Annotated in this window: 11 protein-coding genes; 4 read left to right on the top strand and 7 right to left on the bottom strand. The window is 72.7% G+C overall.

All coding sequences use genetic code 11. From position 1 onward, the window contains the following. Positions 1 to 181: 181 nt before the first annotated feature. A complete protein-coding gene (locus AC3EQ1_RS03675; protein ID WP_432092762.1) occupies positions 182 to 1,204 on the top strand; it encodes a tetratricopeptide repeat protein in 1,023 nt (340 codons plus the stop codon). Positions 1,205 to 1,412: 208 nt separating this feature from the next. Continuing rightward, entirely contained in the window at positions 1,413 to 2,237 is an 825-nt protein-coding gene (locus AC3EQ1_RS03670; RefSeq protein ID WP_432092761.1) for an SAM-dependent methyltransferase, read from the top strand. 90 nt (positions 2,238 to 2,327) lie between these two features. Here the strand turns inward: AC3EQ1_RS03670 and AC3EQ1_RS03665 are convergent, their stop codons facing one another. The 3 genes from AC3EQ1_RS03665 to AC3EQ1_RS03655 all read right to left on the bottom strand — a co-directional run bounded on the left by AC3EQ1_RS03665 (position 2,328) and on the right by AC3EQ1_RS03655 (position 4,636). Then, complete coding sequence (locus AC3EQ1_RS03665; RefSeq protein WP_432092760.1) at positions 2,328 to 3,470, bottom strand: hypothetical protein; 1,143 nt, start codon at positions 3,468 to 3,470, stop codon at positions 2,328 to 2,330. After that, complete coding sequence (locus AC3EQ1_RS03660) at positions 3,467 to 3,856, bottom strand: PadR family transcriptional regulator (protein ID WP_432092759.1); 390 nt, start codon at positions 3,854 to 3,856, stop codon at positions 3,467 to 3,469. The genes AC3EQ1_RS03665 and AC3EQ1_RS03660 overlap by 4 nt, the downstream gene beginning before the upstream one ends. Positions 3,857 to 4,084: 228 nt before the next feature. Then, positions 4,085 to 4,636, bottom strand: coding sequence for an IPT/TIG domain-containing protein (locus tag AC3EQ1_RS03655; RefSeq protein ID WP_432092758.1), 552 nt, complete (start codon positions 4,634 to 4,636; stop codon positions 4,085 to 4,087). A gap of 580 nt (positions 4,637 to 5,216) precedes the next feature. On the opposite strand from AC3EQ1_RS03655, the gene AC3EQ1_RS03650 reads away from it, so the two are divergent. Continuing rightward, the gene (locus AC3EQ1_RS03650) at positions 5,217 to 5,933 is read left to right on the top strand and encodes a hypothetical protein (protein WP_432092757.1); all 717 of its coding nucleotides are present in this window, start codon (positions 5,217 to 5,219) and stop codon (positions 5,931 to 5,933) included. 177 nt (positions 5,934 to 6,110) lie between these two features. On the opposite strand, the gene AC3EQ1_RS03645 is transcribed toward AC3EQ1_RS03650, so the two are convergent. From AC3EQ1_RS03645 to AC3EQ1_RS03630, 4 genes are all read right to left on the bottom strand, one after another. Beyond that, positions 6,111 to 12,704 (bottom strand): SDR family NAD(P)-dependent oxidoreductase, encoded by a 6,594-nt coding sequence (locus tag AC3EQ1_RS03645; RefSeq protein WP_432092756.1) that lies wholly within the window; start codon positions 12,702 to 12,704, stop codon positions 6,111 to 6,113. Positions 12,705 to 12,816: 112 nt separating this feature from the next. Beyond that, positions 12,817 to 14,151, bottom strand: a complete 1,335-nt coding sequence (locus AC3EQ1_RS03640; protein ID WP_432092755.1) for a beta-ketoacyl synthase N-terminal-like domain-containing protein — start codon at positions 14,149 to 14,151, stop codon at positions 12,817 to 12,819. A 291-nt stretch (positions 14,152 to 14,442) separates the two neighbouring features. Beyond that, positions 14,443 to 14,652, bottom strand: a complete 210-nt coding sequence (locus tag AC3EQ1_RS03635) for a DUF5988 family protein (RefSeq protein WP_351508631.1) — start codon at positions 14,650 to 14,652, stop codon at positions 14,443 to 14,445. Between the two features lie 501 nt (positions 14,653 to 15,153). Continuing rightward, positions 15,154 to 16,293, bottom strand: a complete 1,140-nt coding sequence (locus AC3EQ1_RS03630; RefSeq protein WP_432092754.1) for a glutathione-independent formaldehyde dehydrogenase — start codon at positions 16,291 to 16,293, stop codon at positions 15,154 to 15,156. 222 nt (positions 16,294 to 16,515) lie between these two features. Here AC3EQ1_RS03630 and AC3EQ1_RS03625 point away from each other — a divergent pair, with 222 nt between their 5' ends. Further along, the gene (locus AC3EQ1_RS03625; protein WP_432092753.1) at positions 16,516 to 16,701 is read left to right on the top strand and encodes a hypothetical protein; all 186 of its coding nucleotides are present in this window, start codon (positions 16,516 to 16,518) and stop codon (positions 16,699 to 16,701) included. Positions 16,702 to 16,824: the final 123 nt, after the last annotated feature.

The raw sequence follows: 16,824 nt of genomic DNA, 5'->3' as shown, positions 1-16,824 counted from the left end.
CTGCGAGGACGGCCGCTCCCCCGAGGGGAGCGGCCGTCGTGCGTACATCTCGGAGATGACCTTCGGGCGGCGGTTGTCAGACCAGGGGTTGACGTCACAACCAGCGTGGGGGCTGATTCGATGAAGATCCCCGATCTCATAGTTTTGTGTGGAAGGCACATCGATCAGGAAGACAGGGATCATGTACGGCAAGGCGTTCGCCCCCGAATACCAGGGAGCCCTCGGCTCCTCCCTCTCCGTGAACTCCTCCTACGAGGAGGTTCTGGCCAAGGCGAGTGAGGAACAGCGGCAGTCGGTCCTGGAGTTCGCGCGGGCCGGACTGGCCGTGGCCGAGGCGAACCGGCGGCTCGGCCGGGTCGAGGACGCCGAACGTGCCTGGCGGGAGAGCTACCGGGCCGCCCGGCGGGCCGGGGACCGGGGGGCGATGGCCTGGGCCCTGTGGAGCGGCGGCACCCTCGCCCGGCAGTGCGGCCGACTGCCCCTCGCCCGCCGCTGGCTGGCCGCCGCCGTCGAACTGGCGGAGCAGGGCGGGGACCGGCTGGCGCTCGGCTACTCCGTCGCCGGCCTCGCCGAGACCGGCCGGATCCAGGGCGACTACGAGGCCGTCCGCGAACTGCACGAACGCCTGCTCGCGGAGGCCCGGGAGCACGGCGAGGCCCGGCACATGGTGTGGGCGCTCTCCGGCATCGCCCAGATGCACCGCAACACCGGCTCCTACGACACGGCGCTCGCCATGTTCGAGGAAGGAGCCGAAGTCGCGGGCAACTCCGACGACTTCCGCGGCCGCGCCTGGGCCCTGCGGGGCATAGCCGATGTGCTCTCCCTCCAGGGCCGGCCGGAGCGGGCGCTGGAGCTGTTGTCCGAGGCGGAGCAGATCTGCCGCACCATGGACCTCTCCAGCGCCCTGGCCTACAACCGGAAGATGCGGGGCAATGTGCTCTTCCGGGACGGGCGGTACGAGGAGGCGGGCCGGGTCTACGCCGACGCGCTGCGGCAGTTCGAGCAGATCGAGGAGCCGCGGGGCGAGGCGCTGTCCCGGCTCGGCCTCGTCAAGTCGCGGTCCCGGCTGGGCCGTCCGGACCGGGAGACCCTGGCCGACCTCGACGAGCTCCGCCGCACCTTCGAGCGCATCGGCCTGGAACAGGCCCGGGACAGCGTCGCATCGTTCCGCGCCGAACTGACGGGCGGCGCGCGGGCGGCGTAGCCCGGCCTCATGCCCCGGGGCCCGGTGCCCCGGCCAGACGGAACAGGTACGCCGCGACGGGGCGCGCCCTGGACGCGGTCGCCGCGCTGCTGCTGGAGGACGGCTACGAGGCGGCGGGCCCGCGCGGTAACGGACGGGCGCGCGCTCACCTGCCACCGGCTGTGCCGAGCCGGTGGCAGTCACCGGCGGGATCGTGCACATTGAGGTCATGACGAATGATCAGCCCGCGCCGTCGCAGATCGACACCCGTCTCCCGCACTCCGCCCGGATGTACGACTACTGGCTCGGCGGCAGCAGCAACTTCGCCGCCGACCGGGCCCTGGGCCAGGCCATCGAACAAGCCATCCCCAGCATCCGGACGATGGCCATGGAGAACCGCAGATTCCTCGGCCGCGCCGTGCGCTACATGGCCGGGGAAGCCGGGATACGGCAGTTCCTGGACATCGGCACCGGCGTCCCCGCCGCGGGTGACACCCACTCGGTCACCGGGATCGTCGCACCGGACAGCCGGGTCGTCTGTGTGGACAACGACCCGATCGTGCAGGCGCACGCCGAGTTCCACGCCGACTCCCTGACCGACGGCGACGGCCGCGGCCGCACCGTCTACCTCCAGGCCGATGTGCGCCGGCCCGAGGAGATCCTCCGGGCCCCGGCGCTCACCGGCACGCTCGACCTCGAACAGCCGGTCGGGCTACTGCTGGTGGCGATGCTCATGCTGGTCAGCGACCGGGAGGACCCCTGGGCCGCCGTGACCACTCTTCTCGACGCGCTGCCGGCCGGCAGCCACGTCGCCATCACCCACCCCAGCCAGGACTTCAATCCGGAGGCGATGGCGGACGTCGTCCGGTCCGCCGAACAGAGCCGGATGACACTGGTACCGCGGGACCGGAGCCAGGTCGAGCGGTTCTTCGGGGACTGGGAACTGATCGACCCCGGCATGGTTCCGGTGATGGGCTGGCGCCCGGAGGGCGAGCCTCCGGAGAACCCGAACGCCGCGTACTACTGGGCGGGCGTCGCACGGAAGAAGGCATAGGGCTCACCGGGGGACGGGCCGAGACGGTGCACTGCCCGGGACCGCGACGCTTCGCGGCCTCCGGGAGGGGCAGCTGCACCTGGCGCTGCGTCAGTTCGCTGTGCCGGTGACGGAATCGGGGTGCGGAGCCGGTCGGGTGCGCGGGTACCGGAGCAGGGCCCGTCCACCGACGGCGAGCAGCGTCAGCTCCAGGGCCGCCAGCGCCGCGGTCTGAGCGCCGTTCACCGTCAGGACCGCTGACGGGAGACCGCTGCCGTGCAGGAAGAACAGGATGACGCTGTGCTCCAGCAGCACCGGAATCCCCAGCACGGCCAGCGCCGACGGGAGCAGGGCGCTCCACGACGCCGGTGCGTCACCGGTCTGCCCGGCGGCACGGGCCCCGGCCCCGTCGGCCTGCCCGTCCGCGGCCGTACCGGACGCCGCGCGTCGGCGGTCCACGGCCCGGAGCGCCAGGCACAGCACCCCCGCGGCCAGGAAGACCCACCCGTATCCCTCGTCGTAGACGGGCAGGAACACCTGGGTCACGATGCCGCCCAGCATGACGACGAAGCAGGCCGGGAGCAGCGGATCAGCGGTACGCCGGGGCAGTTCGGGGCGCGGCGCCCCCGCGTGGAAGGCGCTCACCAGGGCGCACACCACGAGAAGCTCCAGCCCGGCCAGTGCCGTGGACGGGAACGGCGCACCCTCCAGGGACAGATCCCCGGCCGCCCGCAGCAGTCCGGGGGCGAACGCCGCCATCGAGCACACCCCTGCGAGCCGCCACCGTCCGGCGAGCAGAGCCGCACAGGCACCCACCCAGCCGAGCGGTAGCCAGGACGCGGCGAGCGACCACGGCCCCCCGGAGCCCCGGCCGGTCAGGGAGTCGAGCACGCCCCGCCGCTCCTCGGGGGCGCCCGCCAGCAGCGTGGCCACATCGGTGAGGAGATACAGCAGCGTCGCCGAACTCAGCGCCACCACCCCCAGAAACGCCACCAGCCGCGCGACCCGGCCGTACGCGGCGTAGCGCGGTGGCGCGGCGGGGCCGGCCAGCCGGCTGCGGACCGCCAGCGCGAGCACACCGGCCACCTCGCGGGCGCCGGGCCGGCCGAGGGACGTCTCCTCGTCGAGCGGTTCGCGCTCGGAGAGGAAGGTGTCGACCATCTCCTCCTCCCGCTCCTGCCGGTAGTAGGCGGGCAGGACGCGCAGCAGTACCCGGAAGCGCTCCTCGACCAGTGTCGTCGTGGTCCCGGTCATGCGGCTCCTCCTGCTCCGGCGGGACGGGTGCGGCCCGAGGGGCGCGGCGACGGCGCCTTCGGGGGCCGGTGCCCGGTCAGGCGCTCCTCCGCGGCGCGCACGTTGGCGGCCATCCGCGCCTTCTCGGCCTCGAGCGCTTCGGTGCCGCTCTCGGTCAGGCGGTAGTAGCGGCGCAGCCGCCCCTGGTGGACCTCGTCGTGGTCGTGCTCCACGAGCTCCTCGCCGGTGAGCCGGTCCAGGACGCCGTAGAGCGTGCCGACGCGCATCTCGACGCGGCCGTCGGAGAGTTCGGCCGCTTCCTGCTTGATGCCGTATCCGTGACGCGGGCCGTCCAGCAGGGCCAGCAGGACGAAGAACCCCGCTTCGGTCAGTGGTCGTGATGCCATGGTCCCCACCATACATCGGATGCCGATATATGACGGGGGCGAAGGGATGGAGCATGCCCAGAGGATGCACGCTCCCCGGGAACCGGTCGGCCTGTTCCCGGGACGAGTTCCCCGACGGGAGCGGGCCTGCCCTGCTCCGCCAACACTTCGTGGTGCCCCCGGCCTTCACCGGGAGCACCACGAAAGCGGAACGGAGGCCGACCTCCGGCGCCTGCACCAACAGGCCGCCTACACGTACAAGTAGGAGAAGCTGGTGCTCGTCCCGGCCGGGGTGACCACGGTGATCGGCACGGTGCCGGTTCCGGGGGGCGCGGTCGCGACGATCAGGTTGTCGGAGATCACGGTGAAGCTGGTCGCCGGTGTGGTGCCGAAGTTCACCGCGGTGGCGCCGGTGAATCCGGACCCGACGATGGTCACCAGGTTGCCGCCGGTCGCCGGACCGGTGGGCGGGACGGCCGTGACGATCACCGGCCCCGGAACGCCGATGTACAGGTACGGGAAGCCGTTGCTGGTCCCGTTGGCCGTGGTGACGGTGACCTGCACGGTGCCGCTCCCGGGCGGGGCGACAGCGGTGATCACGTTGTCGGAGACCACGGTGAAGCTGGTCGCCGGGTTGGCGCCGAACTTGACGGCGGTGGCGCCGGTGAACCCGGATCCGACGATGGTCACCAGGTTGCCGCCCGACGCCGGGCCGGTCGGCAGGAGGACCGCGAAGACGATGGGCGGGGCGGCGGCGAGTGCCGCTGCCGCGTCGTGCTGTGAACCGACCTGATTCGACATGGAAGTTCCTTCTTTCTCTCGCGGTCCTCGGGGGTGAAGTCCGGCGGGGGGGCGGTGTCCGGATGAGTCCGAAAGGCCCGCGAGAATTGGCGGGTAATTCCCTCTCCCATCAAGAGAATCGGATATGTTGGAAGGCCGGAAGGCGTATCTCATGCCTGCTGTGGCGTGAGGTGGTGAATACGAAAATCCAACAAGCGGCGGGGGATTGGGGTTCCACGCTGGCGCACACCGTTGGCGGTTCCCTTGATATTTTCGATGAATTGTCAACTGCTGGAAATGTGTGCCAGGTCGGTCGAGTTGAGGCCTTGCGGGGGCGGTGCCGAGAGCGGCTCGACCAGCGGACGGCGCCCTGTGAACGGATCGTGAGCCGAACATGAGGGGTGTGGCCCACTCTCGTTGTGTGCCGGTCGCAGCGGCAATCCGCGTGTGCTGTACCCCCGGTAGCACTTCCGTTCCGGCCGTTCGGAGTTGACGCACACCCCCGATGGGTGCCGCCTTCCCGGGACGGTCCTCACCCGGAGTCGTGAACGGAATAGCAGGACGCAATCCGCACGTCAGGTGGAAGGCAAGGGAAGCAGAAATGAACGGACGAGTGCGCAACGTTCTCCCGGTCGGCGGAGGCCGGCGGGCGAAGTCGGCCACGGTGGGAGGCATGGTCCTCGCGGCATCGCTGTGCCTGACCGTCACCCCGGCGCAGGCGGACGGAGGAGGCCTCGGCAGCAGCGGGGGGCTCATAGGGTCGGCGCAGGGCGCGTACAACCCGGCACCCGGTCCCGACCCGATGGACGACCCTCAGAAGCGCGCCGAGTTCCTCTCGAACTGCGGTGACAAGTGCACCATCACCAGCGGCACATTCGTCAGCGACGCGACGGAGGGGACGCCGGAGCGGGTGTCGGAATTCCACGACACCTGCGCCGCCACCGGATCCTTCAGTTACAAGGAGGAGGAGACCACGGGCAACGGCCTCGTTGTCAGCATGGGCCTGAAGGTTCCCGCCGTCATGGGCGTCGAAGTTCTGCCGAAAATCGACTACACCCAGGTCCACACCCAGACCACGGGCATCACCGACACGGTCAATCAGGACCAGCCCTACACCATCTACTGGCTGGACAAGGTTCCGATGACCCAGACACTGCGGGGTAACTGGTCCTACGAAGGGGATTCCGTCAAGGGCCTTGCGGCGCGCGAGTTCCCGGATGTCGAGGCCGACGTGACGTACACCGCCTTCCGAAAGCAGTCCCGCCCGATGACCGAAGAGGAGAAGGTCTCCCGCTGCGGCAACGCCAGCCCCTCCTGAGGCTGCCGCCCCCCACAAACCCACCGCCCGCCTCTCCGGACAGCACGGACCGGGCCGTCCGGCGACCCAACCGGACGGCCCGGCGTTCGAGGCCTGTCCTCCGGGCCGCTCACCTCATCGGGAGCCGGTCCCGGCCTGTCCGGACCGAGCCGGAGGACAGGCACGCCGCGGGGTGCGCTACGTCTCCGTTCCGTCGGCCGGGCCGGCTCCCGGGGCGAAGGGTTCCTCGCCGTTCCGCAGTTCCAGACCCATGTGCTGGGCCAGGCCCGTGGCGAGCGCCGCCAGCGTCGGGTGCTTCCAGACGAAATTGGCGGCCAGCCGCACCCCGAGGCCGGACTCCAGCCGGGCCCGCAGCTCCATGGCGAGCAGCGAGTCGAAACCGAGCGACTTCAGCGGGGTCTGCGGGTCGAGGGTGGTGCCCCCGAGCCGGAGCACCGCCCGGATGTGGTCGGAGAGATACGCCTCCAGGGCGGCCCGCCGGCCCAGTCCGGAGGTGATGGAGCGCAGATCCGTCGGCACGTCGGACGCCCGTCCCGCCCCGGGGGCCCCGTCCTCGTCCGGGGCGGAGACGAACGAGCCGAACAGTGACGAGTGGCGTCCGGACGGGAGGATCCAGCTGTCCGGATCCCCGGGAATGACCCCGGTCTGGACGCGCCCGTGGGCGAGCAGCGCGCCCAGGGCCTCGAAGCCCTCCTCGGTGGGGATGGTCCGGTAGCCGCGGTCGGCGAAGTCGGTCGCCACCCCGGTCTGGCCCCAGGGGCCCCAGTTGACGGCGAGGGTGGGCAGGCCCCGGGCGCTGCGCCAGGCGGCGAAGCCGTCCAGCCAGGAGTTGGCCGCGGCGTAGACGCCCTGGCCCGGGTTGCCCAGCAGCGAGGCCATCGAGGAGAACACCACGAACCAGTCCGGGGACTGTCCGGCGCAGGCCTCGTGCAGTCGCCACGCCCCGGTCACCTTGGGCCGCCACACGCGGGCCAGCTGATCGTCGGTGACATTGGTGATGACGGCGTCGTCGAGGACCATGGCCGAGTGGATGACCCCGCGGAGCGTCGAGCCGTCCACACAGGCGGCGTTCAGCAGGTGTTCCGCGGTGCCGGGCTCGGCGATGTCGCCGAGGGCGACGGTGACCCGGGTGCCCGTGGCGCGCAGTTCCCCGATCGTCCGCTCGGCGGCGGGGGAGGGGCGGCTGCGGCCGTTGAGGACGACATGGGCGGCCCCTTGGTCCGCGAGCCAGCGGGCCGCGGCGAGGCCCACGCCCCGCAGTCCGCCGGTCACGACATAGGCGCCGCCCGGCCGGACCGGGGGCGCTCCTCCGGGCAGCACGGCCGTGGTCGTGCCCTCGTCGGGCACGGTCAGCACCACCTTGCCGATGTGGCCCGCCCCGGCCATGAGCCGGAAGGCGTCGGTGGCCCGGGAGAGCGGGAAGGTCCGGCAGGGCAGCGGCATCAGCCGGCCGTCGGCGAACTCGTCGAGGACCTCCCGCAGGACCGCGGCGAACACCTCGGGACGGTTGTGCTGCAGACCGATGAGGTCCACCGCGCTCAGCGTGACGTTCTCCCGGAAGGGGGCGAGCCCCAGCGGCGCGTCGGCGAGGATGTCCCGCACCCCCAGCTCGACGAACCGGCCGAACGGGCGGAGCGTCCGCATCCCGGCTCCGATCGCCGCGCCGGAGAGCGAGTTGAGGACGAGGTCGACGCCTTCGCCCCCGGTGGCGGTCCGGGTCCGTTCGGCGAAGTCCAGCGACCGGGAGTCCATCACGTGCCGGATGCCCAGCTCCCGCAGATGGCCGCGCTTCGCCTCGCTGCCGGCCGTGGCCAGCACCTCGGCGCCCAGCCGCCGGGCCACCGCGATCGCGGCCAGCCCGGTGCCGCCGGTGGCGGAGTGGATCAGGACCCGTTCGCCCGCGGCGAGCCGGCCCACGTGCCGCAGTGCGTACCAGGCGGTGAGGAAGGCGACCGGCAGGCCAGCCGCGGCGACCGGGCCGAGCCGGGCCGGGACCGGGGCGACGGCGGCGGCCGGCACGGTGACGAACGAGCCGAAGGCGCCGCCCCGCAAGTCCACCGCCAGCACCGGGTCCCCGGCCCGCAGGTGGTCGACCCCGGCTCCGACGGCGGTGACCACGCCCGCGCACTCGAAGCCGATCCGGTACCGCACATCGCCGTCGGAGGGCAGCAGGCCCATGGCGGTCAGCACGTCGCGGAAGTTCAGCCCCGCCGCCCGCACCCGCAGTTCCACTTCGCCGGGGCCGGGTTCCCGGCGGCCGGTCGCCGCGAGTTCCAGCCGGTCCAGGTCGCCGAGGCGGCCCGCCCGCAGCCGGAACCCGTCGGCGCCGTAGCGCACCGGACGGGCGGCGGCGGCGCTGCGTTCGGTGTCGGTCAGCGGCGCGTAGTCCAGCCGGGCCACCTGCCGGGACGGCCCGCGCAGGGCCACCTCGTCCTCGGGCCCCGCGGCGAGCAGTTCCGCGACGAGCGTCCGCAGGCCGTCGCCGTCCCGGCCGGTGTCGACGAGGGTGGCGCGCAGCTCGGGGTGTTCGTAGGCGAGGACGCGCACCACGCCGCGCAGCGCGCTCTGTCCGAGGTCCACCGGCTCGCCGGGGGCGGCGCTCCGGGCGCCGCGGGTGACCGCGTACAGCCGCGGCGGTTCGGCTCCGCCCGCGGCCATCGCCTGGGCGGTGCCGAGCAGCCGGCGGGCGCGGCGCAGGGCGTCGGCGGTCGGGTCGTCGTCCGCTCCGGGCGGGGCGCACAGCAGCACCACGCCGCGCGGCCGGCCGGCCGGCCCGTCCCAGCGTTCGGTGAGGGAGTCCCGCAGGGCCTCCAGCGGGTCGTCCGCCGGCGGGAGGTCCAGGACGTCGGCCGTGGCCCCGGCCGCGCGCAGCCCGTCGGCCAGCTCGTCGGCGGAGCCGTCCGCCTCGCCGAGGACGAGCCACCTTCCCGCCGGGGAGGACCTGCCCGCCGCCGGGGCGGACCCGGCCACCGCCGGGCGCGGGGCGGGGTGCCAGCCGGTCTCCAGGAACCACCGGTCGACCCCGGCGGCGTCCTGCCCGGCGTGCCGGACGAACTTCAGGCCCACGATGCCCATCACCGGCCGCCCCGCCTCGTCCAGCAGCCGCACATGGCCGACGACGCTGTCCGCGGTCGACTCGGAGATCCGCGCGTGGCAGTAGACCGCGTCCGCCGGGTCGCCGAAGAGCCGGACCGCCTGCACCGCGACCGGCAGCACCAGGCCGTGCCCCTCCTCCGCCATCAGGCCCGCCACCGCGAGCTGGGCACAGGCGTCGACCAGGACCGGGTGGATCCGCAGCCCGTGGTGGGCGTCGAGCGCGGCGTCCGGCAGCCGGACCCGCGCCCAGTAGCTGTCGCCGTGCCGGGAACCGCGCAGGTCCGTCAGGATCGCGAAGCCGGGCCCGTGTTCGAGCCCGCGGGCGCGCAGACTCGTGTAGAGGGCCTCCGGTTCGAGGGCGAGGGGGTGCCGCCAGGCGAGGGTCGGCGCCGGCACGGACGGGGGCCGGGGCGTGTCGCTCAGCCGGCGCAGGGTGGCGGTGGCGTGCCGGACCCAGCCGTCCTCGCCCCGGCCGAAGATCTCGCACTCGGCGTGGTCGGTGCCGCGGGCGACCACGGTGGTGCTGACCTCGGTGTGCTCGGCCAGCCGCAGCAGTTCCCGGAACCGGACGTCGGCCACCTCGACCTCGTGCGGCGCGGCGTCGAACACCTCGCAGGCGGCCGTCAGCGCCAGGGCGTAGTACGCGGCGCCCGGCAGCACCGGCTCCCCGTGCACCCGGTGGTCGGCGAGCCACGGCTGGACGGCGGTGCCGGCGTCGCCCTGCCAGGTGTGGCGGACGGTCTCGCCGGGCACCTCGGCGTGCACCCCGGGCAGCGTGGGGCCGTTCACCGCCGCGCCGCCCGCGGACACGGGAACGGTGTCCACCCAGTGGTGCTTCCGGTCGAAGGTGATGGGTGGGACGTCGGCGAGCCGGGCGTTCCCGTACAGCACCGACCAGTCGACGGGCACTCCCGCGCAGTGCAGGGCGGCCAGTTGCGTCCGCAGCACGGTCCGCTCGTCCTCGCCGCGGCGCAGCGTGGGCAGCACGACGGGGTCGCCCGCCAGGCCCGTCAGGCTCTCGGCCACGGCCCGGGTGACCACCGGGTGCGGGGACACCTCGACATACACGGTGTGCCGGTCGGCGGCGGCGGCGCGCACCGCGGCGGCGAACCGCACCGGGCGGCGCAGGTTGGCGCACCAGTACGCGGCGTCGAAGTCCGGGACCCGCCGCGGCTCGTCCAGGACGGTGGAGTAGAACGGTACGCCGGGCCGCTCCGGGGTCAATTCGGCAAGTCCGGCGGCCAGTTCGTCGAGCAGGGGCTCCACCTGCGGCGAGTGCGAGGCGATGTCGACGGCGATCAGGCGCGCCGGGACGCCCCGGGTGTCCCAGAGCCCCACCAGCCGCTCCACCTCGGCGCGGTCGCCCGCGACGACCACCTGTCCGGGGGCCGCCTCGACGGCGACCGAGACGGCCGCCGCGGCCCCCTCGGCCTCGAGCTCCGCCTCCGCGGCGGCCCGGTCCAGATGCACGTTGGCCATGGCACCGGCCCCCGCGATCCGGGTCAGCAGCGCGGACCGGCGGCAGATCACCCGGACGCCGTCGGCCGGGGAGAGGGCGCCCGCCACCACGGCGGCGGCCACCTCACCCATCGAGTGCCCCACCACCGCGGCCGGTTCGACCCCGTGGGCCCGCCAAGTGGCGGCCAGGGCGTACTGGAGCGCGAACAGCGCCGGCTGCACCCGGCCGGTCCCGGTCACCTCCGCACCGGAGCGCACCAGGTCGAGCACGGAGAACCCGGCCTCGGCGGCGATCAGCGCGTCCACCTCGGCCAGCGCGGCGGCGAACGCCGGTTCGTGCTCCAGCATCCCGCGGCCCATCCCGGCCCACTGCGAGCCGTGGCCGGAGAACACCCACACCGGCCGCCGGGATATCTCGGCGCCGACGGCTCCGGAGACCACCCCTGGTTGGGCCTGACCCGATGCGAACGCCCGGAGTGTGGCGGTCAGTTCGGTGCGCGTGGCCGCCGTTACGCCGAGGCGGCCCCGCCCGGCGGAACGGCGCAGGGACAGGGTGTGGGCGACGTCCCGCAGCGGCACCGCGGAACCGTCGCCCTCCAGCCAGTCCGCGAGCCGTTCCGCCGCGGCCGGCAGCACGTCCCGGGATCCGGCGGCGACCAGGAAGACATCGGGCGCGGTGTCCTCGGACGGGGCGTCCCCGGACGGGGTGCCTGCCGCCGCCTCGCCCTCGGACGGGGTACCTCCGGGCGGCCCGTCGCTCCCGGGCTCGCTGCTCCCGGGCTCGCTGCTCCCGGCGCCGTCGCTCCCGGCGCCGTCGCTCCCGGGCACGGCAGAGACGGCCCCGGGGTCCTCGGCCCCCGCGGCCTCGCCGCTCCGGGGTACGGGCAGCGCCGCCCGGAACTCCCGCTCGGGCGCCTGCTCCAGCACCACATGGGCGTTGGTCCCCGAGAAGCCGAACGAGGAGACGGCCGCCAGCCGGGGAGCGGTGTCCGGAGCCGGCCACGGAGTCGGCTCACCGGGGACGAAGAACCGGGTGCCCGCCGGGTCGATCGCCGGATTCCACCGCGAGAAGTGCAGGTTGGGCGGGATCAGACCGTTCCGCAGACAGAGCACGGCCTTGATGAGCCCGGTGATGCCGGCCGCGGGTTCCAGATGCCCCAGGTTGGTCTTCACCGACCCCAGGGCGCACCGGTTCTCCCCCGGCCCGTAGACCGCGGCCAGGCTCGTGAACTCGATCGGGTCCCCGACGGGGGTCCCCGTGCCGTGGGCCTCGATCATGCCCACGTCGCGCGGGTCGACCCCGGCGCCGGCCAGGGCCTCCCGGAACAGCGCCTGCTGGGCGGCGGCCGAGGGGGCCGCGAGACCGTCGGACCGGCCGTCCTGGTTCACCGCCGAACCGCGCACCACGGCGAGGATCCGGTCACCGTCCCGTACGGCGTCGGAGAGACGTCTGAGCACCACCACTCCGCAGCCCTCGCCGCGGACGAACCCGTCCGCGGCGGCGTCGAAGGTACGGCAACGCCCGGTCGGGGAGAGCATTCCCATCCTGACGAACGACTGGGTGATCCGGGAGCGGAGCATCATCGTGACCCCGCCGGCCAGCGCGGTGTCGCACTCGCCGGTGCGCAGCGCCTGACACGCCAGGTGCAGCGCGACCAGCGACGAGGAGCACGCGGTGTCCAGGGCGACGCAGGGCCCCTGGAGGCCCAGCAGATAGGAGATCCGGCCGGAGGCGACGCAGTGCCCGTTGGTGAGGATCGACCCCTCCAGCTCCTGCGGCCCGCCGGCCAGGCGCTCCATGTAGTCGTTGTAGCTGAGGCCCACGTACACCCCGGTCGGGGTGCCGCCGAGCCGGTCCGGCGGCAGCCCGGCGTGTTCCAGGGCCTCCCAGGCCACTTCGAGGAGCAGCCGGTGCTGCGGGTCGAGCACGTCGGCCTCCCGGCCGGACACGCCGAAGAAGTCCGCGTCGAAGCCCGAGACGTCGCGCAGATAGCCGCCCCGGCGCGGCACCGGGGTGCCGGGCCGGCCGGGCGGCGGGGTGTCCGGAGCGCGCAACTCGGAGCGTTCCGGCGGGGGTTCGCCGACGACGTCCCGCCCCTCCACCAGCAGCCGCCAGAGCGCGTCGGGCGCGTCGACGTCACCGGGGAGCCGGCACCCCATCCCGACGACCGCGATGCTCCGGTCCTCCTGACTCGATGTGTTCTCACGCTGTTCCACGGGTCCTCCTTCTCGATGGTCGGGCGGCTGCGAGGGGGCGGTGCAGGAGGACGCGGCCCGGAGCCACCGGGCGGGGCGGTCGTGCTCTTGCGCCGTCGGCGTTTCGGCCGCGCTATACGGCGTCGTTGCTCCCCAGGAGGATCGCGCTCTTCACGCCCCCGACCTGGTAGTTGAAGCTCAGCGAGTAGTCGAAGTCGAGCGGCCGGGTCCGGACGCCGGGGACGGGGTCGAAGGTGAGGTTCTCGGCCGGCTGTTCGCAGTTGGCCGTGGGGCAGACCTGGCCGCGCTCCATCATCAGCAGCGTCAGCGCCACGCCGAGGCAGCCGGCCGGCGCCCCGTTGTGGCCGAAGCAGCCCTCCTGGGAGGTCATCAGCAGATCGGCGGCGCCCGGGCCGTAGAGCTCGCTGATCGCGTTCGCCTCGAACGTGGTGACCACGACGTTGCCGTCGCTGCCGCCGTGCACATACGGCACCTGTCCGATGTCCCACCGGTCGCCGAGGCACTTGCGGACGGCCGCCACGAGCTGCGAGCCGCTCTCGTCGCTCGCCAGCGGATTGGCGAGCCCGTCCCGGGTGGTGGCCTGGGCGAGGACCTGGCCGTAGGTGTAGGCGCCGCGGCGGTGGGCGTGCTCCCGGCTCTCCAGGATCACGGTCGCCGACCCCTCGCCGTGGTTGACGCAGTCCGCGCGCCGGTCGTAGGGCCGCATCAGCCGTTCGAAGGACGGCAGCAGCTCCGGCATGCCGTCCGACCGGATCGCCTCGTAGGTGCGCTGTGCCCCGCTGAGCAGCCGCTGGATGTTCTTGATCAGGGTGACGCTGAAGACGTCCACCCCGGTCACCACCGCGATGTCGACATCACCGGCGGCGATCATGCGGCGGGCGTTGCCGATCTGCACGGCGGACGAGGCGCAGCCGCAGGAGACCGTGAAGCAGGGCCCGGTGGACCGGGTCAGCGCCCCCTGGACCAGCGCCACGTCGGAGGGCGTCACCGCCTGCTCGGCGGCCACGAACAGCTCCATGGCGTCCTCGGGCGGGGTGGTGTCGGGGTCGGCCTCCAGCACCGAGAGGTAGCTGTCGATGTTGGCGTCCACCCCGCCGCGCCCGGCGAGCATGGCCGCCTCGGTCAGGTCACCCGCTCGGAAGTCGAGCTGGGCGTCGGCGCAGGCCTCGACCAGGGAGACCAGGCCGAACCGGTGCGCGTTGGTGAAGTGCCGGGAGAAGAAGCCCGGCACGTCCGGGAGCCGTTCGTCGAACATCGCGGGGGTGAGGCCGACGGAGCCGTAGTAGACGCTGTCCCGGGCCAGACAGGAACGTCCCTGGGAGGCGACGTCCCACAGGTCGACCGAGGTGAAGACGGGGCTGCTGCCGCCGGGCAGACAGAAGCCGAGGCCGGTGACGACGGCGTCCCGGGCGTTCCGGCCGCCGGCCGGGGCCGCGGCGCCGCTCATGAGGCACATCCGTGACGGAGCAGGGTCGACATGGTGATTCCTCCGGAAAGTCGGTCGCCGAAGCGCCCGCCGCGCCGGCGGGTGCTGTCGGTGAGGGGGTGACACTGAAAACCACGGTTGGTCCCGGTGCCGGCGGATCAGGGTCCGGTCCGGGGACTGCGGCGTCACCGGCCGGGGTGCTCCGTGGGCACCGGGCGAGAAGGAGCGGCGGGCCGGACGAGCCTCGGTCGCCGGTTTGTTCCGGCGCGGCTGGCTGGGACCGTCCGGCAGGGAAGACGGGTGCGAACAGCCCTACTCCGCGATGAAGGTGCGATAGCACCAGCGGTACACGGGCATCAACTCATCGCCGATCCTGGCGTATTCCTGGGCGAATTCGAAATGCTCGTAACCGCTGCCACGGGGAATCTTCACCTGCCCATCGGTTCCACCGGGCGGTAGTTCCCAGATCTCGGGAATATCGCTCGGACCGCCCCGGAGGAGCACAAGAACCTGCTTGGGCATGGCACTCGCCTCCCAGCGCATCGGGAAGGGGGAATGCTCGCAGGGCCGTCGAAGCTGCCGCTGCATCAGTTAAGGTATACCCGCGAAAAATCGCGTCAGGTAGGTGCGGGCGGGGCGAATGGGAGCGAAATCAAGCGCATTCTGATGCGCGTTCAGGAGGGGAGCGGGCGCCTCGTTTCTGATGCCCCGCCAGTGGTCCCGGCGCACAACCCCGGGATTCCGCTGCCTCCATGAAATAGTAGTATTTTCATTTCCATGCGGGGAAGTGGGGGCGGGGAAGTGGGGGCCGCGGTGAGCTCCGGTGGTGCCGGGCCACCGATCTCCGGATCCGGGTACACCGAACCGCGGGTGCGGCGGGCTGCGGGTGCGTCGGGGCGCGGGTGCGACGAGGCGCGGGTCCGTCGAGGTGCGACGCGCCCGGCCCGGAGCGGCGGGCGTCCCGCCCGGACGCGCCGGAGCCCCGGCCGTGCCGCCGGGGCTCCGGGTGGGGACGGGCAGGGGTCAGGACTGCGGGTGCAGCACCACCTTGGTGTAGCCCTCGACGCGCTTGTCGAACTTGTCGTACGCCGACGGGGCCTGGCCCAGGGGGAGTTCGTGGGAGACCACGAAGCTGGGCCGGGCGCGGCCTTCGATGATCATGTCGCGCAGCTGCCGGTTGTAGCGCTTCACGTTGCACTGTCCGGTGCCCAGCCGCAGGCCCTTCTCGAAGAGCTTGCCGATGGAGACGAGCAGCATGCCGCGCTTGGAGTTCTCGTCGGGCCCGCCGGGGTCCGCCGGGACGTAGAGGCCCGGGATGCCGAGCATGCCGGTGGGCCGGACGGTCCCGACCAGCGAGTTGAGCACGGTCGCCGGCTCCTCGCGGTCCGCGGAGGGGGTGTGCGCCTGGTAGCCGACGGCGTCGACGCCCTTGTCGGTGCCCTCGCCGCCGGTCTGCTCCTTGATCTGCTCCACCGGGTTGCCCTCGGCGAAGTTGATCGGAACGGCGCCGATCTCCTGGGCCTTCTGCAGCCGTTCGAGCACCCGGTCCACCACGAACACCTTCTTGGCGCCGCGCAGCAGGGCGGAGTAGGCCGCCATCAGGCCGACCGGCCCGCCACCGTACACGGCGACGCTGTCGCCCGGCGTGACCTGCGCGAGTTCGCAGCCGTGGTATCCGGTGGGGAAGATGTCGGCGAGCAGGATGAAGTCGCTCTCGTGCTCCTTTCCTTCGGGGAGTTTCAGGCAGTTGAAGTCGGCGTACGGAACCCGCAGGTATTCGGCCTGGCCCCCGGTCCACGGCCCCATGGCCACATAGCCGTAGGCGCCCCCGGCGAATCCGGGATTCACGGTCAGGCAGAATCCCGTGTAGTCCGCGACGCAGTTCTTGCAGAATCCGCAGGCGACGTTGAACGGCATGACGACGCGGTCCCCGCGCTTCAGCCCGGTGACCCCCTCGCCCGCGTCCTCGACGATGCCCATGTTCTCGTGGCCGAAGACGATCCCCGGCTCCGCCGCGGTGCGACCCTCGTACATGTGCAGGTCGGAGCCGCATATCGCGGTGGAGGTGACCCGTACGATCACATCGTTGGGGTGCTGCACCTTCGGCTTCGCGACCTCTTCGACCGCTACTTCGAACGGTCCCTTGTAGACGACGGCCTTCATGTCCGGTCCACCTCCGATCGGCGAGGAATGTTCTGCTGCCGGGAGGCGAATCACGCTCGTCGGAATGTGGCCTCGAACGCGCCCAGACGCGATGCGGCCACGGGCGTTTTCGCCTCACGTGACCTATTTCTCATGCTCCTCCTCTGGGTGGTTTGAGACAACCCCGCTAATCTGGCTCCAAATGTCCGGTTCCGCATAGCCTGAGAAAGGAGGGCGGGGAGCGTGGCGCAACGCCTCGGGACACTGCTCGTCCCCGTGCCCGGCCTGTCCGGCACCACATATCCGCCCGGCACCGAGGTGGCCATCAACGGCCGCGGGGCGTCTGTGGACGCCTTCATCGACGGCGACTGGCTGCCGCTGGCCTGGTGGGAGTTCAGTGAGGGGATCGCCGAGGGTGTCGACGGCTGACTCCGGGTGACCGGAGGTCCCGCCCTCGGGGTGCCCCCCCCGCTCCGGAATACCCCCTCGGGGTACCTCGTTTTCCCGGTGACAGCAGATCGCGCCCACCCCTCCGGAGGGTGACATGGTTGA

This window comes from Streptomyces sp. bgisy100 (genome assembly GCF_057709105.1).
The sequence above is the reverse complement of the archived record's forward strand: the minus strand, read 5'-3'. Positions and strand labels throughout refer to the sequence as shown.

Excerpts from the sequence above, each read along its gene's own strand:
- AC3EQ1_RS03675 (WP_432092762.1), top strand. The coding sequence starts at position 182 with ATGTACGGCAAGGCGTTCGCCCCCGAATACCAGGGAGCCCTCGGCTCC.
- AC3EQ1_RS03635 (WP_351508631.1), bottom strand. The coding sequence starts at position 14,652 with ATGCCCAAGCAGGTTCTTGTGCTCCTCCGGGGCGGTCCGAGCGATATT.
- AC3EQ1_RS03670 (WP_432092761.1), top strand. The coding sequence starts at position 1,413 with ATGACGAATGATCAGCCCGCGCCGTCGCAGATCGACACCCGTCTCCCG.
- AC3EQ1_RS03640 (WP_432092755.1), bottom strand. The coding sequence starts at position 14,151 with ATGAGCGGCGCCGCGGCCCCGGCCGGCGGCCGGAACGCCCGGGACGCC.
- AC3EQ1_RS03630 (WP_432092754.1), bottom strand. The coding sequence starts at position 16,293 with ATGAAGGCCGTCGTCTACAAGGGACCGTTCGAAGTAGCGGTCGAAGAG.
- AC3EQ1_RS03655 (WP_432092758.1), bottom strand. The coding sequence starts at position 4,636 with ATGTCGAATCAGGTCGGTTCACAGCACGACGCGGCAGCGGCACTCGCC.
- AC3EQ1_RS03665 (WP_432092760.1), bottom strand. The coding sequence starts at position 3,470 with ATGACCGGGACCACGACGACACTGGTCGAGGAGCGCTTCCGGGTACTG.
- AC3EQ1_RS03660 (WP_432092759.1), bottom strand. The coding sequence starts at position 3,856 with ATGGCATCACGACCACTGACCGAAGCGGGGTTCTTCGTCCTGCTGGCC.
- AC3EQ1_RS03650 (WP_432092757.1), top strand. The coding sequence starts at position 5,217 with ATGAACGGACGAGTGCGCAACGTTCTCCCGGTCGGCGGAGGCCGGCGG.